The sequence below is a fragment of the Micromonospora sp. NPDC049891 genome (assembly GCF_040660295.1).
Classification (GTDB): Bacteria; Actinomycetota; Actinomycetes; order Mycobacteriales; family Micromonosporaceae; genus Micromonospora.
The window spans coordinates 303,099-323,224 of sequence record NZ_JBFAML010000003.1; the positions used below are offsets into that span (position 1 = coordinate 303,099).

The following is a 20,126-nucleotide window of genomic DNA, read 5'->3' on the forward strand; positions in this document are numbered from 1 at the left end:
CGACGGTACCTGGTCGACTCACGCGGTAGCGGTCAGCGCCTCCGTCACCTCGTCGTCGGAAACCTCGTGGAAGTCGTCGTAGTACGCCCCGACGGCGGTAAAGGTTTCCGGCCGCTGGGCACAGATCACCTGGTCAGCTTCGTCGGCGAGCATCTCGTACGCCTCGTGGGCGCCGACCGGGACGGCGGCCACCACCCGACGGGCGCCCAGATGACGAGCCACCTGCACGGCAGCCCGGGCGGTGGCACCGGTGGCCAGCCCGTCGTCGACGATGACCGCGGTACGGCCGGTCAGATCCAGCGGTGGGCGGCCGGCCCGGTAGAGCTGCTCCCGCCGCTCCAGTTCCGCCTGCTCCCGGCGCTGTACGTCGGCGATGTCGTCGGGGTCGAGCTGCCCGGCCACCATGTCGTTGAGCACGCGTACGCCAGCCGGACCGAGCGCGCCGAAGGCGACCTCGGGCGCCCACGGCATGCCGAGCTTGCGGACCACGAGCACGTCAAGTGGTGCGCCGAGGCGTTCGGCGACGACCTGGGCCACCGGCACGCCGCCGCGTACCAGGCCCAGCACGACGACGTCCGGTTCGCCGATCAGGGCGGTGAGTCGGTCGGCGAGCACCCGGCCCGCCTCGTTGCGGTCGCGGTAGGTGGTCATGTCCTCAGGTCTACGCCCTGCGGGCCGTCTTCGCCCGCCGGTTGCCGGATCCCGGGAACGTCGAGTGCGGCTGCCCAGACGAGGAACGCCACCGGATAGAGCAGATAGCCGAACCGGGTGGTCGGCATCAGCAGGATCGCCACGAGCAGTCCGTACCCGCAGACGAGTGCCGCCGTGCGGGCGGTGCGGGGCGGGCGGCGGGCGAGCCGGACGGCGATCGCCACCGCCGCGGCGACCAGCAGGGCCGCTGCCACGGCCCGGCCCGACGGTAGCGCGTTGGCGATCAGATAGCCGGGAAACGGTGACTGCGCCGGGCTGGAGACCAGGCCGTGCCCGAGGGGGAACCGCAGCACGTTCTCAACCAGGGCGTCCCGGTCCACCAGCAGAGTGGGCAGCAGCACGGCAGCGGGCAGGCCGAGCGCACCGGCGGCGACCCGCAGGCCGGCCCGCCGGGAGATGCCCCAGATGACCAGGACTGCGGCGACCGGCCAGGCGAAGAGTTTGAGCGCACCGGCGAGCCCGACGGCGACGCCGGCCCAGCCGGGTCGTGCGGTGGCGGCGAACGCGAGGGCCAGCAGGCAGAGCGCGAGCACGGGCAGGTCGTCGCCACCGGTGGCGAGGGTCAGCGCGCAGACGGGTAGGACGGTGGCGGCCTGGACCCCGCGGAGCAGGGCGGCGTCGTGCCCGAGCGCGGCGGCCGTACCCACGGGTCGGCGCAGGACGCGGACGGCGAGCAGGAGGGCGAGGGCGGTGCCGACGGCGAACCAGACCCGGGCGTCGCTCCACCACGCGTCGGTGACCGCGCGGGGCAGCCCGAACAGGGCCATCCCCGGTTGGTACGGCGTGTAGCCGAGCAGTTGTTCGCCGGGCGGCAGCGCGGCGATGGCGTCGGGTCCCAGGTAGGGCGTGCCGGTCTCCACCAGCCGCCGACCGGACTCCTCGACGACGAGCACCTCCTCCTGGGCCCGGTCGGTGCGTCCTGCCGCGCGCTGAATGCTCTGCCTGACGAGGGGCAACAGGGCGACGGCGGTCCAGGTGAGGACGGTGACCAGCCAGCGTGCGGGCAGTCCGACAAGTGCCGAGCCGGGCCGGTGCCGCCGGAGCAGGAGTTGGCCGAGCGCCACGAAGGCCGCGGCGAGGTAGCCGAGTGCGGCGATGCCACCCCAGGCGCGGTGCGGCAGGAGGGTGGAGGTGGCCGCGGTGACCGCGGCGAAGGCGGCGGAGACGGCGTAGAGGCCGAGGTCGAGAGCCAGACCCCCGGCGGCGGTGTCGATCCGCTGCCACCACCCGGGACGGCGGCGGGTCGGGGTGGTGGTGCTCACCCGGGCAAGTGTGTCAGGCCGGCTGGTGGCGGCCCCGGCCACCCTGTCGGCGTCCCTGCGGTAGCCGGACCACCGCGCCGGCGTCGTGCAGGGCGACAGCCAGGCAGCCGGTCCGGTCACCGGTGCCGCGCTGGAGGGCGGCGAGCAGCGTACCGGCGGGCAGTGGGCGGGCGAAGAGATGGCCCTGGCCGGCGGTGCAGCCCAGTTCCCAGAGGGCGTGCCGTTGCGCCTCCCGCTCCACGCCCTCGGCCACCACGGCGAGGTCGAGACTGCGACCGAGATCGAGGGTGGAGCGAATGATCGCGGCGGCCTCGGTGGAGGATTCCATGGCGGTGACGAAGCTCCGGTCCACCTTCAGTTGGTGCAGCGGGATCCGGGAGAGCAGGGAGAGCGAGGAGTAGCCGGTGCCGAAGTCGTCCAGGGCGAGCCGGACGCCGGCGTCACGGAGCCGGGTGAGTACCTGGTCGACGACGTCGAGCTGACTGAGGGTGAGGGTCTCGGTCAGTTCCAGGATCAGCCGGTCGGGTGGCAGGTCGTGGGCGCGCAGGCGGGCCAGCACCGAGCCGGGGAACCGGGCGTCGAGCAGGCTGCGGGGGGAGACGTTCACCGCCACGGGTACGTCGAAGCCGGCGTCTCGCCAGGTGCCGGCGGCGATCAGGGCCTGGTCGAGGACGGCGTCGGCGAAGGCCGGGAGGAGTCCCGAGCGTTCGACCGTCTCCAGGAAGCGCAGTGGGTCGATCATGCCGTGGGTGGGGTGACGCCACCGGGCCAGCGCTTCGGCGGCGATGACCTCTCCGGTGCCGAGGTCGACGATCGGCTGGAAGTTGACTGTGAACTCGTGATCGGCGACGGCCCGGGGCAGGTCGCCGCCGAGGGTGAGGCGACCCAGGTCGGCGGTGTCCCGGGCGGACGCGTAGGTGGCGACGCGTTGCCCGGTCCGTTTGGCCTGGTACATGGCGACGTCAGCGCGGCGCAGTAGTTCGACCATGCCGCCGGTGGCGGGGGCCGCGGCGATGCCGCCGCTGGCCTCCACGTTGATTCGCATGCCCTCGATGTCGAAGGGTTCGTGCAGCGCCGCCAGCAGCGTTTCGGCCCGGTGGGCGGCGACCGCCGGGGCGGGCAGGGCGCGCATGAGTACGGCGAACTCGTCGCCGCCGAGCCGGGCGACCAGGTCCTCGGCGTGGGCGGCGGCACGCAGCCGTTCGGCGACGGCCGCGAGCATCTGGTCACCGGCGGTGTGGCCGAGGGTGTCGTTGACCTCCTTGAAGTGGTTCAGGTCGATCAGAACGAGGGCGCTCACCCCGTCGGCGTGCCGTTGTTGCAGGTGGTCGTTGCCCGCTTCGAGCAGGTGGCGCCGGTTCGGCAGGCCGGTGAGCGCGTCGTGCGTCGCGTCGTGCGCGTGGGCCTGGGCCACCCGGGCGAGTTCGGCGTACGCCTGGGCGTTGCGGATGGCGGTGCACAGGGCCGAGGCGAAGGTGTACAGCGTGTAGTGCTCTCGCTCGGAGAGTTTCACCGGTCCCCGGAAGCGCAGCCGCAGCATGCCCACGTCGACGGTCTTGTCGTGCCCTTCCAGACGGGCGGGGACCACCGCGCCCTGGACGGCTGTGGGCTCGTCGGCCGGCCCGTCGTAGGTGACCCCTTCGGTGCCGCCGCGTACCACCCGGTCGTCGTCGCCCAGCTCGACCTCCACCTCGTCGGCGGAGAAGAGTTCGGATGCCCGGGTGACAGCGGTGGTCAGAACCTCGTCCAGCTCGACCACGTTGAGCGCGTCGGTGGTCTGGGCGAGCCGCTGCCACACCTGCTGCTCGGTGCGGCTGCGGATCCGCGCCGAGTAGAGCAGGTGGAGGCTGAGCATCAACGGCGGTACCGCGAGGAGCAGTCGGAAGTCGATGTTGATGAGCAGCACCGTGCTGATGATGACGACGAGGCGGGCGACGGCCGCACTGATGCGGAGACCCCAGTCCTCGCGGAACAAGGTTCGCAACGAGGTGCCGGTCGCCATCGAGATGACGGGCAGGGTGACGAGCTCGTCGAGCAGTACCGCAGCGAGATAGGCGAGAGCTAGGGGGACGGCTGTCTCACCGAGACCTGAGCCGGCGGCGGGCCAGTCGAACACCTGAAGCACCAGACCGGCGGCGGTGGCCACGAGCATGTTCTTGCCGATGCCGAATGCCTTCTTGATCGGCGAGATGCCGGCCAGGGTGGTGGCGATCGCCATGCCGAACCCGGTGGCGAGGATGACCACCGGGGCGGGCGACACCGCGAGCCCGATCACGATGGCCGTCTCGGTCCAGGCGATGTCGTGGTTGGTGGAGCGGATGCGCACCCTGACCTTGACGATGTAACCGACCGCGACGAGGGAGATCAGGGTGGCCCAGGTGAGGGTCGCCGTGATGGCACCGTAGCTGGGCAGGTGGGCGACAGAGACCGCACCGGCGAGGCCGGCCAGAACGACGACGAGACCGACGAGCAGCATCAGCCGCCGATCGGTCCCAGTCTGTCGGGCCTGCCGAGCCAAGCATCATCCCCATTCGTCACCGGGGCGTTGCGCTCCGCAAGCGTACTCCGGCTGCTCCTGATCGGGCAGGAGGCTCAGCTCCATTCGTGCGAGTTCATCTCGACCCCCAGCTGAATCTGACTTCACTTGCTGCCAGACCCTAGGGGCGCTTGCGGGCATTTAGCGATGATTCATGTCCTAATGCGCATAATAGGCCAATATGGAGAGGTCGTATCACGGTCCGTCTTACCCTCTTGACTGACTGTTCAATGGCGACGGGTGCCGCTCGGGTTGGCCGGAATGCGGTCAATCAAGTGTGGCCAGAGTCGCTATTCAGTTCATCGTCGCTTCGGTTGAGCTTGCCGCGACGGACTGCAACGTACCGGGTACCGGCGGCGCTAAGCTGCATACAGTGATCCTTTGAATGCGGTCAGAGGGGCCGGGTGCAGATTCAGGTTCTCGGCGGTCTGGCGGTGCGCCTCGGCTCACAGGCGCTACCGCCTGGAACGCCCAAGCAGCAGACCGTCCTGGCCATGCTCGCGTGCAACGCGGGGCAGCTGGTGTCGGTCGAACAACTCGTCGACGAGCTGTGGTTCGAAGATCCACCTCCCTCGGCTATACCGAATGTCCGTACTTATGCGGCTAACTTGCGACGCAGCCTTGAGGCGATGCTTCCGAATCGAGAGGTGTTGATCCGCACTCGTGACGGTTATCGACTCGACGTCGAGTGCTCGGACGTGGACCTTTGTGCCTTTCGAACAGAGGTGACCGAGGCGCGGCGACTCCTCGGAACCGACAAGCGGGAGGCGGTGCGACTCGTGTCCCGAGCGCTGGCCCGCTGGCGTGGGCCGATGCTCACCGGGATCGCCCTCGGACCGCTGCTCTCCGCACAGGTGGCCGCCGCCACCGAGGATCGGTTGCTGGCCACCGAGTTGTACGGCGAGTTGCAGATCCAGCTCGGGCGCTATGACGAGGCTCTTCCGGTCCTACGGGAACTGCTGATCAGGCATCCGCTCCGCGAGCCGGCCCACCTGCTGCTCATGCAGGCGCTCTACCTGGGGGGAGACTCCGCCGGCGCGGTCGCGGCGTACACCGCGGCTCGTCAAACCCTGCGCGAGCAGCTGAATGTCGAACCCGCGGCGGAACTGCAACGGTTGTACCGCCGTATCGCCCGTAACGACGGGAAGCCTCGCCCCACCGGAGCAGGCGGATCGCTGGGCAAGGCGCCGACCGCCTCCGCCGACCAGACGCAGCAGCCGTTCTTCTTCCTCCCGAGGACGGTCCCGGACTTCGTGGGCCGCGTGGACGCCGTCGAGCACCTGGTGGGCAGGACCCTCCGCGCCGGAGCGTCGGCCTCGGTGGTGCACCTCGTCGACGGCATGGCCGGCAGCGGCAAGACAACGCTTGCGGTACACGTGGCCAACCGGCTCGCGGACCGGTTTCCTGATGCCCAGTTGTTCATCGATCTCAAAGGTCACGACCCTGCGGAAAAGCTGAGTCCATCGGCGGCGACAGCGGCCCTGCTGCGGCAGCTCGGCACACCGTCCAGCCGCATACCGCCGGATTTCGGGGACCGCCTCGACCTGTGGCGTCGCGAACTGGCGGGGCGCAAGGTGATCATCGTCCTGGACAATGCGGCCGACGCCGCGCAGGTCCGACCGTTGCTGCCGACTGCGCCGGGAAACCTGGTGATCGTGACCTCGCGTCGACGGATCAACGGCTTGGACGTCGATCCGCCAGTGTCCCTGCCGCTGCTGGAGCCGGCGGAGGGCGTCGCCCTACTGGCATCCACAGCGGGGGCGGAGCGGGTGGCTGCGGAGCCCGAGGCGGCAGCGGCGGTGGTGGAAAGTTGCGGTCACCTGCCGTTGGCGATCCGGCTCGCCGGCTCTCGGCTCGCGCATCGCCCGAACTGGCAAGTGACGGATCTAGCGAAGTTGCTGGCGAGCAAGGCCCGCCCGCTGGACCACCTCACCTCAGGGGACCGGAGTGTGGCCGGTGCCTTCGCCGCCTCGTACGCCTCCCTCAGCGAGCCCGCGCAGCGGATGTTCCGACTGCTCAGCGTCCATCCGGGAGACGAGTTCGGTCGGCTGGCAGCCAGCGCGCTGTCCGGCCTGTCACTCGACGACACCGCCGACGTGCTGGACGACCTTCTCGACTCCCACCTGATCGAAGAATTGACGGCGGGGCGTTATCGGATGCACGACCTCATCCGACACTACGCTCACGATCTTTCGAGTGGCATGGACCAGGTGGAGGTGCGAAGAGAGGCGCTCGCGGGCCTGCTCGATCTGATGCTGCACATGTCCTTTTCTGTGGCCGAAGACCTTGAAGGAAGCCGCATTCGTATCGATGTCGCTCTCGGCGTCCCGCGCCGACCCGACCTGGTTGAGATGAAGAACGGACCTGCCGAGAAGTGGATGGAGACCGAACGGGCCAATCTGGTGTTGCTGGTCGGTAGTGCTCAGGAGTGGGGCTTTCGCCAGGAATCATGGCAGCTGGCACGGGTATTGTGGCGGTTTCTGTACACCCGAGGGTGTTATGAGGATATCGTCCTGACCAGCCTTCAAGGGCTTGCGGCTGCGGAGAAAAGCGGCGACGAGGGGGCCGTGGCCGTCATGCACAACTATCTCGCCTCCGCCTACTTGCGGACCGGCAACTATCCAGGCGCGTTAACGCATGTGGAGAAGGCTGTCGAAATCTGTGAGCGCTGCGGTGACCGATCTAACCTTGCGCGTTATCAGGCAAACCTGGTGGCAGTTTATTGGCTTTTTGGTGAACCCGAGAAGGCAGTTGCTGTGGCGCTGGAGCGAATGCGAAAAGGAGGTGTTGCCGAGACGCATGAGACCGCCACCCACCTGCCGAACCTCGGTCTCGCGTTGGCGCTACTCGGGAGATACGACGAGGCTCTGCGCGTGCACCGCCTCCACCTGTACGTCGGACGCCAGATTGGTAGTCAGTTCCATATTCTCAACGCGCTCGGTCACATCGGTGCGGTCAAGTGCCGCATGGGTCAGTACGCCGTGGCCGCGCGAGCGCTGCGGACGGCGCTCATCATGCGGCAACGCACCGGACACCGTTACGCGGAGCCTGAGGTCCGGAACGACCTGGGAGTCGCCCTACGTGGTCTCGGACGCATGACGGAAGCGGTGCTTGAGCATGAGGCTGCCCGGAAAATGGCAGTCGCTGCCGGCGAACCTCATGTCGAGGCAGCCACTATCAACGATCTCGCGTTGACCCTCGCCGATTCGGCGGAGACGGCGAAGTTGATCGAGCTGCACCGGGAGGCGCTGCGCGTGGCCACCCGGATAGCTCATCCCTATGAACAAGGGCGGGCCTTGGCCGGGTTGGCTGAGCACATGTGGTCCGTTGATCCGGCTGAGGCGCGTCGGCACTGGGCGCGGGCGTTGGCGATTTTCCGGCGGATGGGGGTGCCGGAGCAGTTTGACGTCGCCCGACGCTTGACCGAGGCCGAAGCTCAGCAGCCGCCGGAGAGCACGCCATCGACCGCTGCCGCGCAGATCCGGCCGGCCGCGATTTGATGATCCAACCTGGCCGGTCCGAGTAGGCAAGCCAGACCAGACGTGGCGATGCGCAACCTCAACGGGGCCCCCTCGTCATGACGCGCCCCGTCTGCATGGGGTGCGGAGCGCGTCGGTCGTGGGTCTTATGGGGCGGCTTGTCCCGATGCTGACAGGCAGCTCACCGCATTTGGCATGGCTCGTTCGTCGCCACTTCGGGCGCACCAACGAGCACTTGATCTGGCGGTCCGGATCGACAACCGGTACGAGCAGGCCCGAGCGCTGGCCGGTTTGGCCGAGCACCTGCTGAGCACGGACCCGACCGAGGCCCGGCGGCACCTGGAGCGCCCACTGGTGCTCATCGTGCCGACCGGAGCACCGGAGCGGTTCGAGATCGAACGCCGTCTCGACGCGCTGAAGCAGAGCACGCCGACGTGTTGAGGGCCGTCACCCCGGCCTTCGTCCTTATCGATTTCTTATCGCCGAGGTCGCTAGCCTCCGGGATGTTCGCCGACGGGGGGAGATCCGACAGTTGCCGGATCTCGTCGCGACCCCTGCCGCCGGGTAGACCCCAGCAACCCGGGGCAGGTTGGCGAGGAAGGAGCGGCGTCCCCGCGTCGCTCCTTCCGAGCGCCGCAACGGCTGTCGCACCGCAGGGATAGGCTCGCGACCGTGACCGAACCCGCCCAGCTCACCCACGTGGACACCGCCGGCGCGGCACGCATGGTCGATGTCTCCGCCAAACAGGTCACCGGTCGTGCGGCGACGGCCGCCGGCCGGCTGCGGACCACCCGCGAGGTGATCGACCTGCTGCGCGGGGAGAGTCTGCCGAAGGGCGATGCCCTGGCGGTCGGGCGGTTGGCCGGCATCATGGGCGCCAAACGCACCCCCGACCTGATCCCGCTGTGCCATCCGATCGCCCTGCACGGCGTCACCGTCGACCTGACGCTCACCGCCGACACGGTCGAGATCACCGCCACCGCCCGCACCGCCGACCGCACCGGGGTGGAGATGGAGGCCCTGACCGCGGTCGCGGTCGCCGGTTTGGCTCTGGTCGACATGGTGAAGGCCGTTGATCCGGCGGCCAGCGTCGACGCGGTCCGGGTGCTGCGCAAGGAGGGTGGCAAGACCGGTCTCTGGGAGCGCCCCGAGGGTCGGCCGTGATCCGCGCCCGGGTGGTGGTGGCCTCCAACCGGGCCGCAGCCGGTGTCTACGCCGACACCAGCGGCCCGCTCCTCGTCGCCGGCCTGCGGGAGTTGGGCTGCGCGGTCGACGAACCAGTGGTCGTGCCGGACGGCGACCCGGTCGGCCAGGCGGTCTCGGCGGCGGTGGCGGACGGCGTCGACGTGGTGCTGACCAGCGGTGGCACCGGGGTCACCCCCACCGATCGCACTCCCGACGTGACCCGGGCCCTGCTCGATTATGAGATTCCCGGCGTCGCCGAGGCGATCCGCGCGCACAGCCGCGACAAGGTGCCCACCGCCGCACTGTCCCGCGGGGTGGCCGGCGTGGCCGGCCGCACGCTCGTGGTCAACCTGCCCGGTTCGACCGGCGGGGCGCGGGACGGCCTCGCCGTACTGGGGCCGATTCTCGCCCACACCATCGACCAGTTGCGCGGTGGCGACCACCCGGCGGCCGGTTAGGCTCGGCCGGTGAGAACGGAAACGGCCTCCACCGACGAGGTATCCGCGCCACCACCCGCCGACTGGGCGCAGGCACGCTCCCGGGTGTACGCGGCCGGCCTGGCCGCCGCGCTGCCCGCAGTCGAGCGTCCGCTCGCCGAGACCGACGGGCACACCCTCGCCGAACCGCTCACCCCCCGGACCGACCTGCCGGCGTTTCCGACGTCGAGTGTGGACGGCTGGGCGGTGCGTGGCGCCGGCCCCTGGCAGGTCGTCGGGCGGGTCCTCGCGGGTGGCACAGCCGCCCCGTTGACCGAGGACGGGACGACTGTCGAGATCGCCACCGGGGCGATGGTGCCGGCGGGTGCCTCGGCCGTGCTCCGGGTGGAGGAGTCGAGACGTACCCCGGAAGGGTTTGTCGACGGCGTGCCGCGCGCCACGCCGGAGTGGCGACAGCCCGGCGAGGAGGCCACCGCCGGTGAGGAACTGCTGCCGGCCGGGACGCCTGTCGACCCCGCGGTGATCGGCCTGGCCGCCTCCTGCGGCCACGACACTCTGCGGGTACGCCAGCAGCCCCGGGCGGCGCTGCTGGTCTTCGGCGACGAGCTGCTCACGGCGGGTCCGCCCGGTGCCGGGCGGGTCCGCGACGCGCTGGGCCCGGCGGTGCCGGGTTGGCTACGCCGGTACGGCTGCCGGATGGACCCGAACGGTGTGGTCGGTCCCGTCGCCGACACGCTGCCCGCCCACGTGGCCGCGCTGCGTGCTGCCCTGGACGACGCCGACCTGGTCTGCACCACCGGCGGCACCATGCACGGCCCGGTAGACCACCTGCACCCGGCACTGGCAGCGTTGGACGCCGAATACGTGGTCAACACGGTCGCGGTGCGTCCCGGCTTCCCGATGCTGCTGGCCCGGCTGGTCGGTGCCGACGGGCAGGTCCGATTCGTGGCCGGGCTGCCCGGCAATCCGCAGTCCGCCATCATCGCGCTGGTGACGCTTGTCGCTCCGCTGCTGGCCGGGCTGACCGGCCGGCCGTTGCCGGTGCTCCCGCACGCCGTCCTCGCCGAGCCCGTTCCCGGTCGTGGCGACCACACCCACCTGGCGCTGGTCCGGCTCGACCGGGTCGCCGGGACGGCCCACCCGGTCCGGCACGTCGGTTCGGCAATGCTGCGCGGGCTCGCCAACGCGGACGGGTTCGCGGTGATCAGGCCCGGCACCACCGGCTCGGTCGGTGACCGGGTCCCGATCGTGCCGCTGACGCTGCTACCCGGGGAGCGGGCATGGTGACAGTCATCAGCACCATCACCGACCAGCCGCTTGATCTCGCCGCCCACGAGGCGGCGGTCGCCGACCGTCGGGCTGGCGCGGTGGTCTCGTTCGCCGGGGTGGTCCGCGATCACGACCACGGACGGTCGGTGGTCAACCTGGATTACGAAGGCCACCCGAACGCCGAGAAGGTGCTCCAGGAGGTCGCCGACGAGATCGCCGCCGACCCCGACGTGTACGCCGTGGCGGTGTCACACCGGATCGGTCCGCTGGCCATCGGCGACGTGGCCCTGGCGGCGGCGGTCAGCACCGCCCACCGGGCTGCCGCGTTCGCTGCCTGCGCCCGCCTGGTGGACGAGGCGAAGGCCCGGTTGCCGATCTGGAAGCGGCAGGTCTTCGCCGACGGCACCGAGGAATGGGTCAACTGCCCCTGACCGGTGACCGGATCGGGCGGCCTACCGCCGTCCGTACAGCATGGAGGCGCGTGCCGCCCGGTCGGTGTGGAAGGCGGGTTCCGCGCCGGGACGCCAGGGCAGCGCGGCGACGAGCACGATCAGAGCCAGCGCCAGGGAATTTTCCATAAACGCGCCGAACAGGCCGTCCTCGTAGTGGGAGACCTCCGGCAACTGGTGTTCGTACGGCCAGATGGGGGAGATCAGGAAGAGCAGGTAGAGCCCGATGGCGGCGATGCCGTGGCGGAACCCGGTCAACGTCGGGTACCAGATCGGCGGGCGGAGGCTCGACACTCCCGGCGGCCCGCCGTACGACCCGGACGCGGCGCGCCCCACAGGTCCCCGGCTGGCGTCATGGCGACGGATCGCGGCGTCGGCCAGGACGATGATCGCCGGGATCACCCAGACCAGGTGGTGCGTCCAGGAGATCGGGCTGATCACGTTGGCGGTCAGGCCCACAAGCGTGAAGGCGGTCAGTTCGTCGCCGTCGGAGTGGGCGTTGGACGCCCGGGACAGGCCGAGTGCCAGCACCAGCACGGAGAAGGCGAGCCAGAGCAGGCCCGGGGTCTCGATCGAGTCGTAGAGCCGGGCCAGCAGACCGGCCAGGGACTGGTTGGGCGTCATGTCGGCGGCGCCGACCCGCTCGGTCTGCCACAGCACGCTGCCGAAGTAGTCGCGGGACTCCGCACCGACGATGCCGAAGCTACCGATGGTCACCGCGACGGCGGTGCCGATGGCCGTCGCGGCCACCCGCCACTGACGAGTGATCATCAGATAGAAGATGAACAGGGCCGGGGTCAGCTTGACGGCGGTGGCCAGGCCGATACCCACGCCGGCCCACGCGCCGCCGTAGACGAACCGCAGCAGCGGGCCGTCGTCGTCGGCCTGGTGCGTGCCCCGGCGTGACCGCCAACGCAGGGCGATCAGATCGGCCAGGATCAGCGCGAACAGCAGGAGGTTGACCTGACCGTAGCCGAGGGTTTCCCGGGTGGGTTCGATGGCGACGGCGAGCGGCGTGGCGATGGCCACCGTGTACCACAGTGGCCAGCCCAGCCGGTCGACGATCGGGCGCAACAGCGCGGCCAGCACCACGGCCAGCGCGGCGATGCTCACCACGGCGTTGACCAGACCGGCGAGCGTGACCGGCAGGTGCGCCATCGGCAGCATCGCCAGCCCGGCGAAGGGTGGGTAGGTGAAACCCAGGGTTGTGTCGGGCGCGACGAACTCGTACAGCTCGTGACCGCTCGCCCACCAGACCACCGCGCCGTGGTAGATCTTCATGTCGAAGAAGTTGTACGGACGCCCGAACGCGCCGATGGCAAGCCATGCGGCGTAGGCGACGGCGGCGACGATGCCGGCCCGTACGACTGTCCTACGATCGATCCCACGCGTTACGCGACGGACTGTGGCGAGGCGGTCCAGCCCTCTACCGACGATCGTCGGCATGGCGTGGCCACCCCCGTACCAAGGTCGTCCTACCCGTCCAGGTCCAGTACGGAGCCTAGAACGGCGCCTCACGTCAGTGCCTCCCGCGTTATGCGACCGTGTCCGATCCCACACATTCTTTTGACATTTCCACCGCGTTAACGCCTACCGGGCGGTTCAGGTGATTCGCGGCCTTAGCGGGGGTGGGGGGTGGACGAATCGCAGCTCAGCCGGGGAGTCGCCGAGCGGTGGAGGCGGACCGCAGGGCGATCCGGGCCTCTCGACGGGCGGTCCGGACGGCCCGGCGTACCGACCGTCGGGAGTGGCCGATCCGGTGACCGGCCCGCCACCGTAGCCCGGGCTTACCCTCCGTGTCCGCCGCGGCGAGCAACAACCCACCGAAGAGACCGAGGTTCTTCAGGAAGTGGACCTGGTTGTTGTTCTTCGCGACCGGGTCGTCGTTGCGCCAGAAGGGGTGCCCGGCGAGGGTGACCGGGATCAGCGTGCCGGCCAGCACCAGGGCTGCCGGCCGGGTGAACCGCCCGGTGGCCAGCATCAGCCCGGCACCGAACTGCACGGCCGAGTTGGCCCGGATCAGGGTTTCAGTGTCCGTGGGAATCCGCGGATCCGCCCGCTCCAGCAGCGGAGTCACCCGATCGGTGATCGGCTTCGCGGTGGGCACCAGGCGACCGGGGTTGGCGAAGTTGCGGGCGCCGCTGACCACGAAGATGCCGCTCAACATGGCGCGGGCGAGGGATCGTACGGGCGTCATGGAACAGTCATACCCTGTCCGGGGCGCTGGTACGCCCCGCAACGGGGTATGTCGATCGATCGGGTGGTCGGTGCCGCCGCGCCCGGGTTCGAGGACCGTCGCTGATGGACACGTGTTCCGGGGTACCCTACGCCGCGTGACGACCCTGCGGTTGCGACCCGAGGACCCGGCCGACACCGGTGCGATCCGCCGGGTCCTGGCCGCAGCCTTCGCCCGGCCCGACGTGGCCGTCCCGCCGGAGGTACGCCTCGTCGACGAGTTGCGCGGCAGCGACGCGTGGCTGCCGGAGCTGGCGATGGTGGCCGAGTACGGCGGTGAGATCGTCGGTTGCGCCCTGCTCACCCGGGTGTTTGTGAACTCGGGTGCGGTCAGCACCCCGGCGCTGGCGATGGGCCCGGTGGCGGTGGCGCCGCACCGGCAGCGGATCGGGCTCGGCACGTCGGTGGTGCAGGCCGCGCTGGAGGCGGCCACGGAACTCGGCGAGCGGCTGGTGGTGGTGCTCGGCGACCCGGCCTACTACCGGCGCTTCGGCTTCAGCCGGGCGGACCAGTTGGGCCTGACCAGTCCCTGGTCCGGCCTTGGTGAGCCGTGGCAGGCACTGGTACTACCGCCGGCGACAAGCGGCGAGCCGCCACCGCCGCAGGGCGAGGTGGTCTTCCCACCGCCCTGGTCCAAAGTCTGACCGGGCATCGTCACGTCGAACGGCGGACTGGGCTTCCGGCTGTCTGCGTGGACCTGGATCAGACAGGAAGACTGGTGTGGGTGTGTCCTGTCGAGCTGACGGCGCAGATGGATCGCGGCGACTGCCGCCGGTGCGACGCCCCGCGTGATAGCACGCGCGGTTCAGCTCGACAGGGCCCGCAAAGGGGAGCGCACCCGGCCGCAGTGCCAGGGCGTGCCGCAGTCACGCAAGCCTCGCCGCCGGACTCTGTCGGATGTCTCAGTCAGGCGGGTTGGGTGCGCAGGTAGCGGCCGAAGTGCGGGACAGTGAAGGCGACGGTGCCGCGCTCCCCGGAGTAGATCAGGCCCTTCTTGATCAACGCATCCCGGGCGGGAGAAAGGCTGGCGGGCTTACGGCCGAGCGCTCGGGCGATCTCCGAGGTCGGCACCGCCGCGTCCATGTCGTCCCGGCCGCCGCCGTCGGTCTCCCCTTCGACAAGCGAGAGCGTCGCCATCGCCCGCATGTACTCCCGCTCGGCGGGAGTGGCCCGCTCGAATCGGGAACCGAAGAAGCCGACGGCCAACTCCGCCTCGGCCTCCGGTGCGGCGACGCGTACGTCGGCCGGGGTGATCGGTGACCGGGGGGCGTGGTCCCAGGTGGCCTTCCCGTACGCCTGCACGAAGTACGGATACCCGCCGGACTTCTCGTAGAGCAGGTCGAGGGCTTTCGCCTCGTACTCGACGTCCTCCCGCTCGGCCGGCGCGCAGAGCGCGTGGTCGGCGGCGATCCGGTCGAGCCGGTCGATGCGCTGGTAGCGGAAGAGCCGTTCGGAGTACGACTTGGCCGCGCTCAGCACCGCCGGCAGGTGCGGCAGGCCGGCGCCGACCACGATCAGTGGCGCGCCGAGCTGGGAGAATTCATGGCAGGCGGCACAGAGCGCGGAGACGTCCTCCGGCCCGAGGTCCTGCATCTCGTCGATGAAGATGGCGACGCCGGTGCCGACGTCACTGGCGACCGAGGCGGCGTCGGTGAGAAGTTCCACCAGGTCGATCTCGATGTCGCCGGAGTCGGCTCGCCCGCTGGCCGCCGGCACGTCGATGCCGGGCTGCCAACGGTCGCGCAGTTTCGGAGCGGACCCGCCGCGACCGGTCGGAGCGCCCCGTTGGGCGAAGGCCTTGAGCACCCCCAGGAAGGCGTCGATCCGCTCCGGTGCCCGGTGCCTCGGTGCCAACTCTCGGACGGCCATGTGCAGGGCGGCGGCGATCGGTCGGCGCAGCGACTGATCCGGTCGTGCCTCGATCTTGCCGCTGCCCCAGAGTCGGTTGATCGCCTGGGAACGGAGAGTGTTCAGCAGGACGGTCTTGCCGACGCCGCGCAGCCCGGTGAGCATCAGGCTGCGTTCCGGTCGGCCCCGCGCGATGCGTTCCAGCACGATGTCGAAGACGTCCAGTTCCCGACCCCGCCCGGCGAGTTCGGGCGGACGCTGGCCGGCGCCCGGCGCGTACGGGTTGCGGACAGGATCCACGCATCGCAGAGTATCGGGCCGTCTAGAGGAGAGGCTAGACATGGATAGACGGCGGTACCGGCGTGTTGCCCTCGACCAAAAACTAGTGCTGTCTAGCATGGAGGCTAGACAGCACTAGTTTTGGTAATCGGTCGCTGGCCGCGACGCCTCAGGCAGAGCCGGTACGGTGCCCGAAGCGGTCAGTTCCGCTGCTTGAGGCAGAGCACGAAGTCAAGGGAGTCCAGTTCGCTGTCGTAGAAGTACCAGTTGGTGTAGCCATCCACCGCAGCGCACTTCTCCTCGGCGTCACGCTCGCCGCTGGTCTTGCCGTCGAAGCGCCGCAGCACCTCGTACGACCTCGGCGTGCACTCACTCAGCAGCAGCTTGGGCTTGCCACCGTCGGCTGCGTCGTTGCGTACGCACTGCCCGACCTGCACGAAACGAGGGTCGGCGGAGGACGCGGAGGCCGGATCGTCGGGCGGGGTCTCCTCGTCCTGCGCGTCCGGTGCGGGCGCCACCTCCTCGCTCGGTGCGGCCACCGGAGTCGGCGTCTCCTCGTCCCGCCCGGCCAGGTAGAACGCTGTCGCACCGCCCAGCACCAGCACCAGCACGGCTGCCAGGACGACGAGCATGCGTCCGCGCCGGCGCTCCGGCGGTGGCGCGGGTGTGCCGGCGTACCCGGTCTCCGCGGCGTGCTGCTCGGTGTGCTGCGTCCAGGAATCCGGTGCCTGCGGGACGTGTCCCGGCCCGGTCGTGTCGTACCGACCGCCGCCATGGCCCCCACGGCCGTAGGACTCGTCGCCCCCGTAGCCCCGCCCGGACCCGTAGCCCTGGCCGGCCCCGTATTCCTGCTCGGACCCGTACCACTGGCCAGAACCGTATTCCTGCCCGGTGCGGTACTCCTGCCCGGACTCGTAGCTCCAGCGCGGATCGTGCGGTGGCTGCACGTCGGGTGGCTGCCCGTGGCCGTACCACTGACCGGGCTGCGGCTCGTGCCACGGCTGCTCACCGGATTGCCGCTTGTGCCACGGCTGCTCACCGGGCTGCGGCTCGTGCCACGGCTGCGAGCCTGAGCCCGGTGGTCCGTAGTTCGCCATGCACGCCCTCCTGAGCCTTCGGGTGAAGCCGGTGCCCTCGCGCCTGCCGGAAGGGTAGCGGGCACCGATGTGACCCACAGTGGTTACCGGTGAACAGGTGCGTCGCGCAGACCGTATCTGTCGGGCGGCCGTCAGATGAGGCGTAGCTGGCGGTCCTTGGGTCGCCGGGGTCCCTCGCTGTCGCCGAGGCGCTCGAACAGGCCCGGGTCCACCACGTCGAGGAACGGCGACGGGCGGCAGTCCCGCTCCGAGCCGTGCCGGAACCGACGGGCGGCGTGGCTGACGTAGAGCCGGTCCTGGGCGCGGGTCAACCCGACGAAGAAGAGTCGTCGTTCCTCGGCCACCGCCGCCTCGTCGGGCGCGGTGCCGGGCCAGCGCAGCGGCAGCAGGCCGTCCTCGGCACCGACCAGGAAGACCACCGGGAACTCCAGCCCCTTCGCGGCGTGCAGGGTCAACAGGGTGACCGCCTCGGCACGCGGATCGAGCGCGTCCACCTCGGCGCCGGTGGCGAGCTGTGACAGGAACATCTCCAGGTCCTCACCGCACCGACGGGCCAGCGGCGTCAGCAGGTCGACGGCGGTTCGGACATCCTCCGGGCGCACCCCGCCCGACCCGTCCAGGGTCGGGGTGGCGAACCGGTCCGCGAGCACCTGGCCGGCGAGGCGTACCCGGGCGGGCAGGGCACCCTCGACACCGGGAGCGTGCCGCAGTTCGCGAGCGATGGCGGCCACCCCGGGACGGTCCCGCAGCCGGTCGTGCGAGCGTTTCTGCACCGGGATGTTGGCCCGGGCCAGGGCGTCCACGATCGGCGCGGCCTGCGAGTCGGTGCGGTACAGCACGGCGATGTCCGAGAAGGACAGCGTTGTCGACCGTCCGTCGATCCGGCCGGAGTCCAGCGAGCGGTGGGACAGGCCGCCGACCAACTCGTCGACTGTGCGTACCACGAAGTCGGCCTCGTCGGCGACGGAGGCCGCGGCGTACCGGCCGACAAGTGCCGCCTCCGGGTCCAGGCGGGCCGGATCCAACCGGCGACCTCGCACCAGCGACGACGGCGCGATGGCCTGCACCGCAGCGGCCAGGATCGGCGCGGAGGACCGGTAGTTGCGGTTGAGCCGGACCAGCCGGGCGTCGGTGAAGTCCTGGGAGAAGCGCAGGAAGTATCCGACGTCGGCGCCCCGGAACGAGTAGATCGCCTGGTCCGGGTCGCCGATCGCGCACAGGTTCCCGTCGGCCGGACTGAGCAGGCGCAGCAGTTCGTACTGCACCGCGTCGACGTCCTGGTACTCGTCCACGAAGATCCACCGCCACCGCTGCCGGTACCTGTCGACAAGCCTGCGGTCCTCCCGCAGCAACGCCACCGGCAGGGTGAGCAGCTCGTCCAGGTCCACCAGACCCTGCTTGCGCAGCAGCGCGGTGTAGCGGGCCGGGTCGTCCCCGGCATCGGTTCGCGCGGTCGTCCGCTCCGTGTCGTCGGCGATCCGGAAGCCCTCGGTCAGACCGGCGGCCTCGGCGTTCTCGCGCAGGATGGTCAGCCCGAGCGAGTGGAAGGTGCCGACGGTGACGTCCTCGGCGACCGGGCCGAGCAGGCCGTCGAGGCGGTGTCGCAGTTCCTCTGCGGCCCGCCGGGTGAACGTGATGGCCAGGCACTGCTCGGGAAAGACGTTCAGCTCGGCGCAGAGGTACGCGATGCGGTGGGTGAGCGTCCGTGTCTTGCCGGTGCCCGGACCGGCGACGATCAGCAGCGGGCCCCCCGGTGCCGAGGCGGCTACCCGCTGCATCGCGTCGAGCCGGTCGAGCAGGCCGGTGCCGACCTCCTCCATGCCGGCGAGCATCGGTTCGAACGGCTCGTGCGGGGAGGGTGCCGGCGCGATCGGCGGTGCCGGGGCCGCCGGCCTTCGTTTCGGCTCGGGCCTGGCCGACGACCGCTTCGCACCGGCCTCCGTCTTCGCCGTAACCTCCGGAGCGCGTCGCTGCGCGGGCACCGGTACGTCGAACAGCGTCTCCTGCCCGACGGAGACCCCGGCGCTGCCGCCCAACTCGGTCGGGTCGAACAGGGTGATCACGCCGTACTCGCCGTCGTAGCCCGGCACCCGGCGGACCTCACCGCGACGGAGCCGGCCGAGGCCCTCGGCGAGCAGCTCACCGCCGACCCGGCTGATCTCGTCGAGCGGAACGCGAGTCAGGATCTCCAGCTCGGTGCCGAGCGCGGCGACCAGGTCGGTGAGCTTCCCCTCGACCCGCTTGGAGCGCGGGCCGACCTTGTTGATCTCGCCGAGGATCTCGGCGAGTTGGATCAGGTGGGTCACCTCGGGGGCGTGCTGCGGCCGGTATCCCTCGGGCCGGTCAGCCAGATCCTCGACCCGGCTCAGTACGCCCACCGTCAACGGTTTGCCGCACTCCGGGCAGCGTCCGCCCGCCTCCCGGGTCCGCTCCGGTGCCCAGTTCACCCCGCACAGCCGGTGGCCGTCGGCGTGGTACTTGCCCTCCTCCGGGAAGAACTCGATCGTCCCGGCCAGCCCGTCGCCGGTACGCAGCGCCTCCCGGATGCCGAAGTAGTCCCGGGACGAGGCGAAGACCGTGGCCTCCCGGGCGAGGGCGGGGGGTGAGTGCGCGTCCGAGTTGGAGACCAGCCGGTAGCGGTCCAGGCTGCCCACCCGCCAGTTCATCTCCGGGTCGGAGGAGAGCCCGGTCTCCACCGCGAAGATGTGGTCGGCCAGGTCGGCGTAGCAGTCCGCGATCGCGTCGAAGCCGGACTTCGAGCCGAGGGCCGAGAACCACGGGGTCCAGATGTGCGCGGGTACGAGGTACCCGTCCCCGCTCGCCTCCAGCGTGATCTCCAGCAGATCGCGTGAGTCCAGACCGAGGATGGGCCGGCCGTCCGAGCCGAGGTTGCCGATCCGACCGAGCGCGGCGTTGAACCGGCCCACGGCGTCCAGGTCGGGCAGGTAGATCAGGTGGTGGACCTTGCGCGTCCGGTCGTCCCGTTTGTAGATCGTGGAGATCTCCACGCTGAGCATGAACCGGACCGGATCGCCCTCCGCCTCGCTGGCCAGCCGGGGTGGCAGCCGACGAGCGATGTCACGCTCCGCCTCCGGTGACAGCCGGTACAGACCCGGCTCGGCGGGGTGCAGGGTCTCCCGCAGGTGGTCGTACCAGGCGGGATGGGTGAAGTCGCCGGTACCGAGGACCGCGATGCCCTTGCGTCGCGCCCACCAGCCGAGGTTCGGCAGGGTCAGGTCGCGGCTACAGGCCCGCGAGTACTTGGAGTGGATGTGCAGGTCCGCGACGAAGGGCGGAAGGCCACCGGGGGGTACGACGCTGAACGGGGGCACGCCGCAT

Annotated in this window: 14 protein-coding genes and 1 pseudogene; 7 read left to right on the top strand and 8 right to left on the bottom strand. The window is 70.5% G+C overall.

Going from position 1 to position 20,126, the window contains the following annotated elements:
* Window positions 1–18: 18 nt before the first annotated feature.
* Genes AB0I71_RS06755 through AB0I71_RS06765 form a run of 3 tightly spaced genes read right to left on the bottom strand, consistent with a single transcriptional unit; the run spans window position 19 to window position 4,449 of the window.
* Window positions 19–651 (bottom strand): phosphoribosyltransferase, encoded by a 633-nt coding sequence (locus AB0I71_RS06755; protein WP_357582250.1) that lies wholly within the window; start codon window positions 649–651, stop codon window positions 19–21.
* Window positions 648–1,973, bottom strand: a complete 1,326-nt coding sequence (locus AB0I71_RS06760; RefSeq protein ID WP_357582251.1) for a glycosyltransferase 87 family protein — start codon at window positions 1,971–1,973, stop codon at window positions 648–650. The genes AB0I71_RS06755 and AB0I71_RS06760 overlap by 4 nt, the downstream gene beginning before the upstream one ends.
* A gap of 13 nt (window positions 1,974–1,986) precedes the next feature.
* Window positions 1,987–4,449 (bottom strand): bifunctional diguanylate cyclase/phosphodiesterase, encoded by a 2,463-nt coding sequence (locus AB0I71_RS06765; protein ID WP_357582252.1) that lies wholly within the window; start codon window positions 4,447–4,449, stop codon window positions 1,987–1,989.
* Between the two features lie 464 nt (window positions 4,450–4,913).
* Here AB0I71_RS06765 and AB0I71_RS06770 point away from each other — a divergent pair, with 464 nt between their 5' ends.
* The 6 genes from AB0I71_RS06770 (at window position 4,914) to AB0I71_RS06795 (ending at window position 11,310) form a co-directional block, all read left to right on the top strand.
* Complete coding sequence (locus AB0I71_RS06770; protein WP_357582253.1) at window positions 4,914–8,009, top strand: BTAD domain-containing putative transcriptional regulator; 3,096 nt, start codon at window positions 4,914–4,916, stop codon at window positions 8,007–8,009.
* Between the two features lie 174 nt (window positions 8,010–8,183).
* Window positions 8,184–8,429: a hypothetical protein gene (locus AB0I71_RS06775; RefSeq protein WP_357582254.1), complete on the top strand. Its 246-nt coding sequence runs from the start codon at window positions 8,184–8,186 to the stop codon at window positions 8,427–8,429.
* Between the two features lie 231 nt (window positions 8,430–8,660).
* On the top strand, window positions 8,661–9,152 hold the full coding sequence (moaC, locus tag AB0I71_RS06780; RefSeq protein WP_357582255.1) for a cyclic pyranopterin monophosphate synthase MoaC: 492 nt from the start codon (window positions 8,661–8,663) through the stop codon (window positions 9,150–9,152).
* The gene (locus tag AB0I71_RS06785; protein ID WP_357582256.1) at window positions 9,149–9,631 is read left to right on the top strand and encodes a MogA/MoaB family molybdenum cofactor biosynthesis protein; all 483 of its coding nucleotides are present in this window, start codon (window positions 9,149–9,151) and stop codon (window positions 9,629–9,631) included. Before moaC ends, AB0I71_RS06785 begins: the two co-directional genes overlap by 4 nt.
* Window positions 9,632–9,640: 9 nt before the next feature.
* A complete protein-coding gene (locus tag AB0I71_RS06790) occupies window positions 9,641–10,897 on the top strand; it encodes a molybdopterin molybdotransferase MoeA (RefSeq protein ID WP_357582257.1) in 1,257 nt (418 codons plus the stop codon).
* Entirely contained in the window at window positions 10,891–11,310 is a 420-nt protein-coding gene (locus tag AB0I71_RS06795; RefSeq protein WP_357582258.1) for a molybdenum cofactor biosynthesis protein MoaE, read from the top strand. Before AB0I71_RS06790 ends, AB0I71_RS06795 begins: the two co-directional genes overlap by 7 nt.
* A gap of 21 nt (window positions 11,311–11,331) precedes the next feature.
* Here AB0I71_RS06795 and AB0I71_RS06800 read toward each other — a convergent pair whose 3' ends face one another.
* Both AB0I71_RS06800 and AB0I71_RS06805 read right to left on the bottom strand, forming a co-directional pair.
* Window positions 11,332–12,774 (bottom strand): glycosyltransferase 87 family protein, encoded by a 1,443-nt coding sequence (locus AB0I71_RS06800; protein ID WP_357582259.1) that lies wholly within the window; start codon window positions 12,772–12,774, stop codon window positions 11,332–11,334.
* Window positions 12,775–12,979: 205 nt separating this feature from the next.
* Window positions 12,980–13,525 (bottom strand): DoxX family protein, encoded by a 546-nt coding sequence (locus AB0I71_RS06805; RefSeq protein WP_357582260.1) that lies wholly within the window; start codon window positions 13,523–13,525, stop codon window positions 12,980–12,982.
* 136 nt (window positions 13,526–13,661) lie between these two features.
* On the opposite strand from AB0I71_RS06805, the gene AB0I71_RS06810 reads away from it, so the two are divergent.
* Window positions 13,662–14,207: an N-acetyltransferase gene (locus AB0I71_RS06810; protein ID WP_357582261.1), complete on the top strand. Its 546-nt coding sequence runs from the start codon at window positions 13,662–13,664 to the stop codon at window positions 14,205–14,207.
* Window positions 14,208–14,469: 262 nt separating this feature from the next.
* Here AB0I71_RS06810 and AB0I71_RS06815 read toward each other — a convergent pair whose 3' ends face one another.
* The 3 genes and pseudogenes from AB0I71_RS06815 to AB0I71_RS06825 form a co-directional block, all read right to left on the bottom strand.
* Complete coding sequence (locus AB0I71_RS06815; RefSeq protein WP_357582262.1) at window positions 14,470–15,711, bottom strand: ATP-binding protein; 1,242 nt, start codon at window positions 15,709–15,711, stop codon at window positions 14,470–14,472.
* Between the two features lie 179 nt (window positions 15,712–15,890).
* A pseudogene (locus tag AB0I71_RS06820) lies at window positions 15,891–16,355 on the bottom strand (flagellar basal body protein FliL); the annotation flags it as partial.
* 563 nt (window positions 16,356–16,918) lie between these two features.
* Window positions 16,919–20,119 (bottom strand): UvrD-helicase domain-containing protein, encoded by a 3,201-nt coding sequence (locus tag AB0I71_RS06825; RefSeq protein ID WP_357582263.1) that lies wholly within the window; start codon window positions 20,117–20,119, stop codon window positions 16,919–16,921.
* Between the last annotated feature and the right edge of the window lie 7 nt (window positions 20,120–20,126).

Coding starts and splice junctions, on each gene's coding strand:
- AB0I71_RS06755 (WP_357582250.1), bottom strand. CDS start 651: ATGACCACCTACCGCGACCGCAACGAGGCGGGCCGGGTGCTCGCCGAC.
- AB0I71_RS06765 (WP_357582252.1), bottom strand. CDS start 4,449: ATGCTGCTCGTCGGTCTCGTCGTCGTTCTGGCCGGCCTCGCCGGTGCG.
- AB0I71_RS06775 (WP_357582254.1), top strand. CDS start 8,184: ATGGCTCGTTCGTCGCCACTTCGGGCGCACCAACGAGCACTTGATCTG.
- AB0I71_RS06795 (WP_357582258.1), top strand. CDS start 10,891: ATGGTGACAGTCATCAGCACCATCACCGACCAGCCGCTTGATCTCGCC.
- AB0I71_RS06800 (WP_357582259.1), bottom strand. CDS start 12,774: ATGCCGACGATCGTCGGTAGAGGGCTGGACCGCCTCGCCACAGTCCGT.
- AB0I71_RS06805 (WP_357582260.1), bottom strand. CDS start 13,525: ATGACGCCCGTACGATCCCTCGCCCGCGCCATGTTGAGCGGCATCTTC.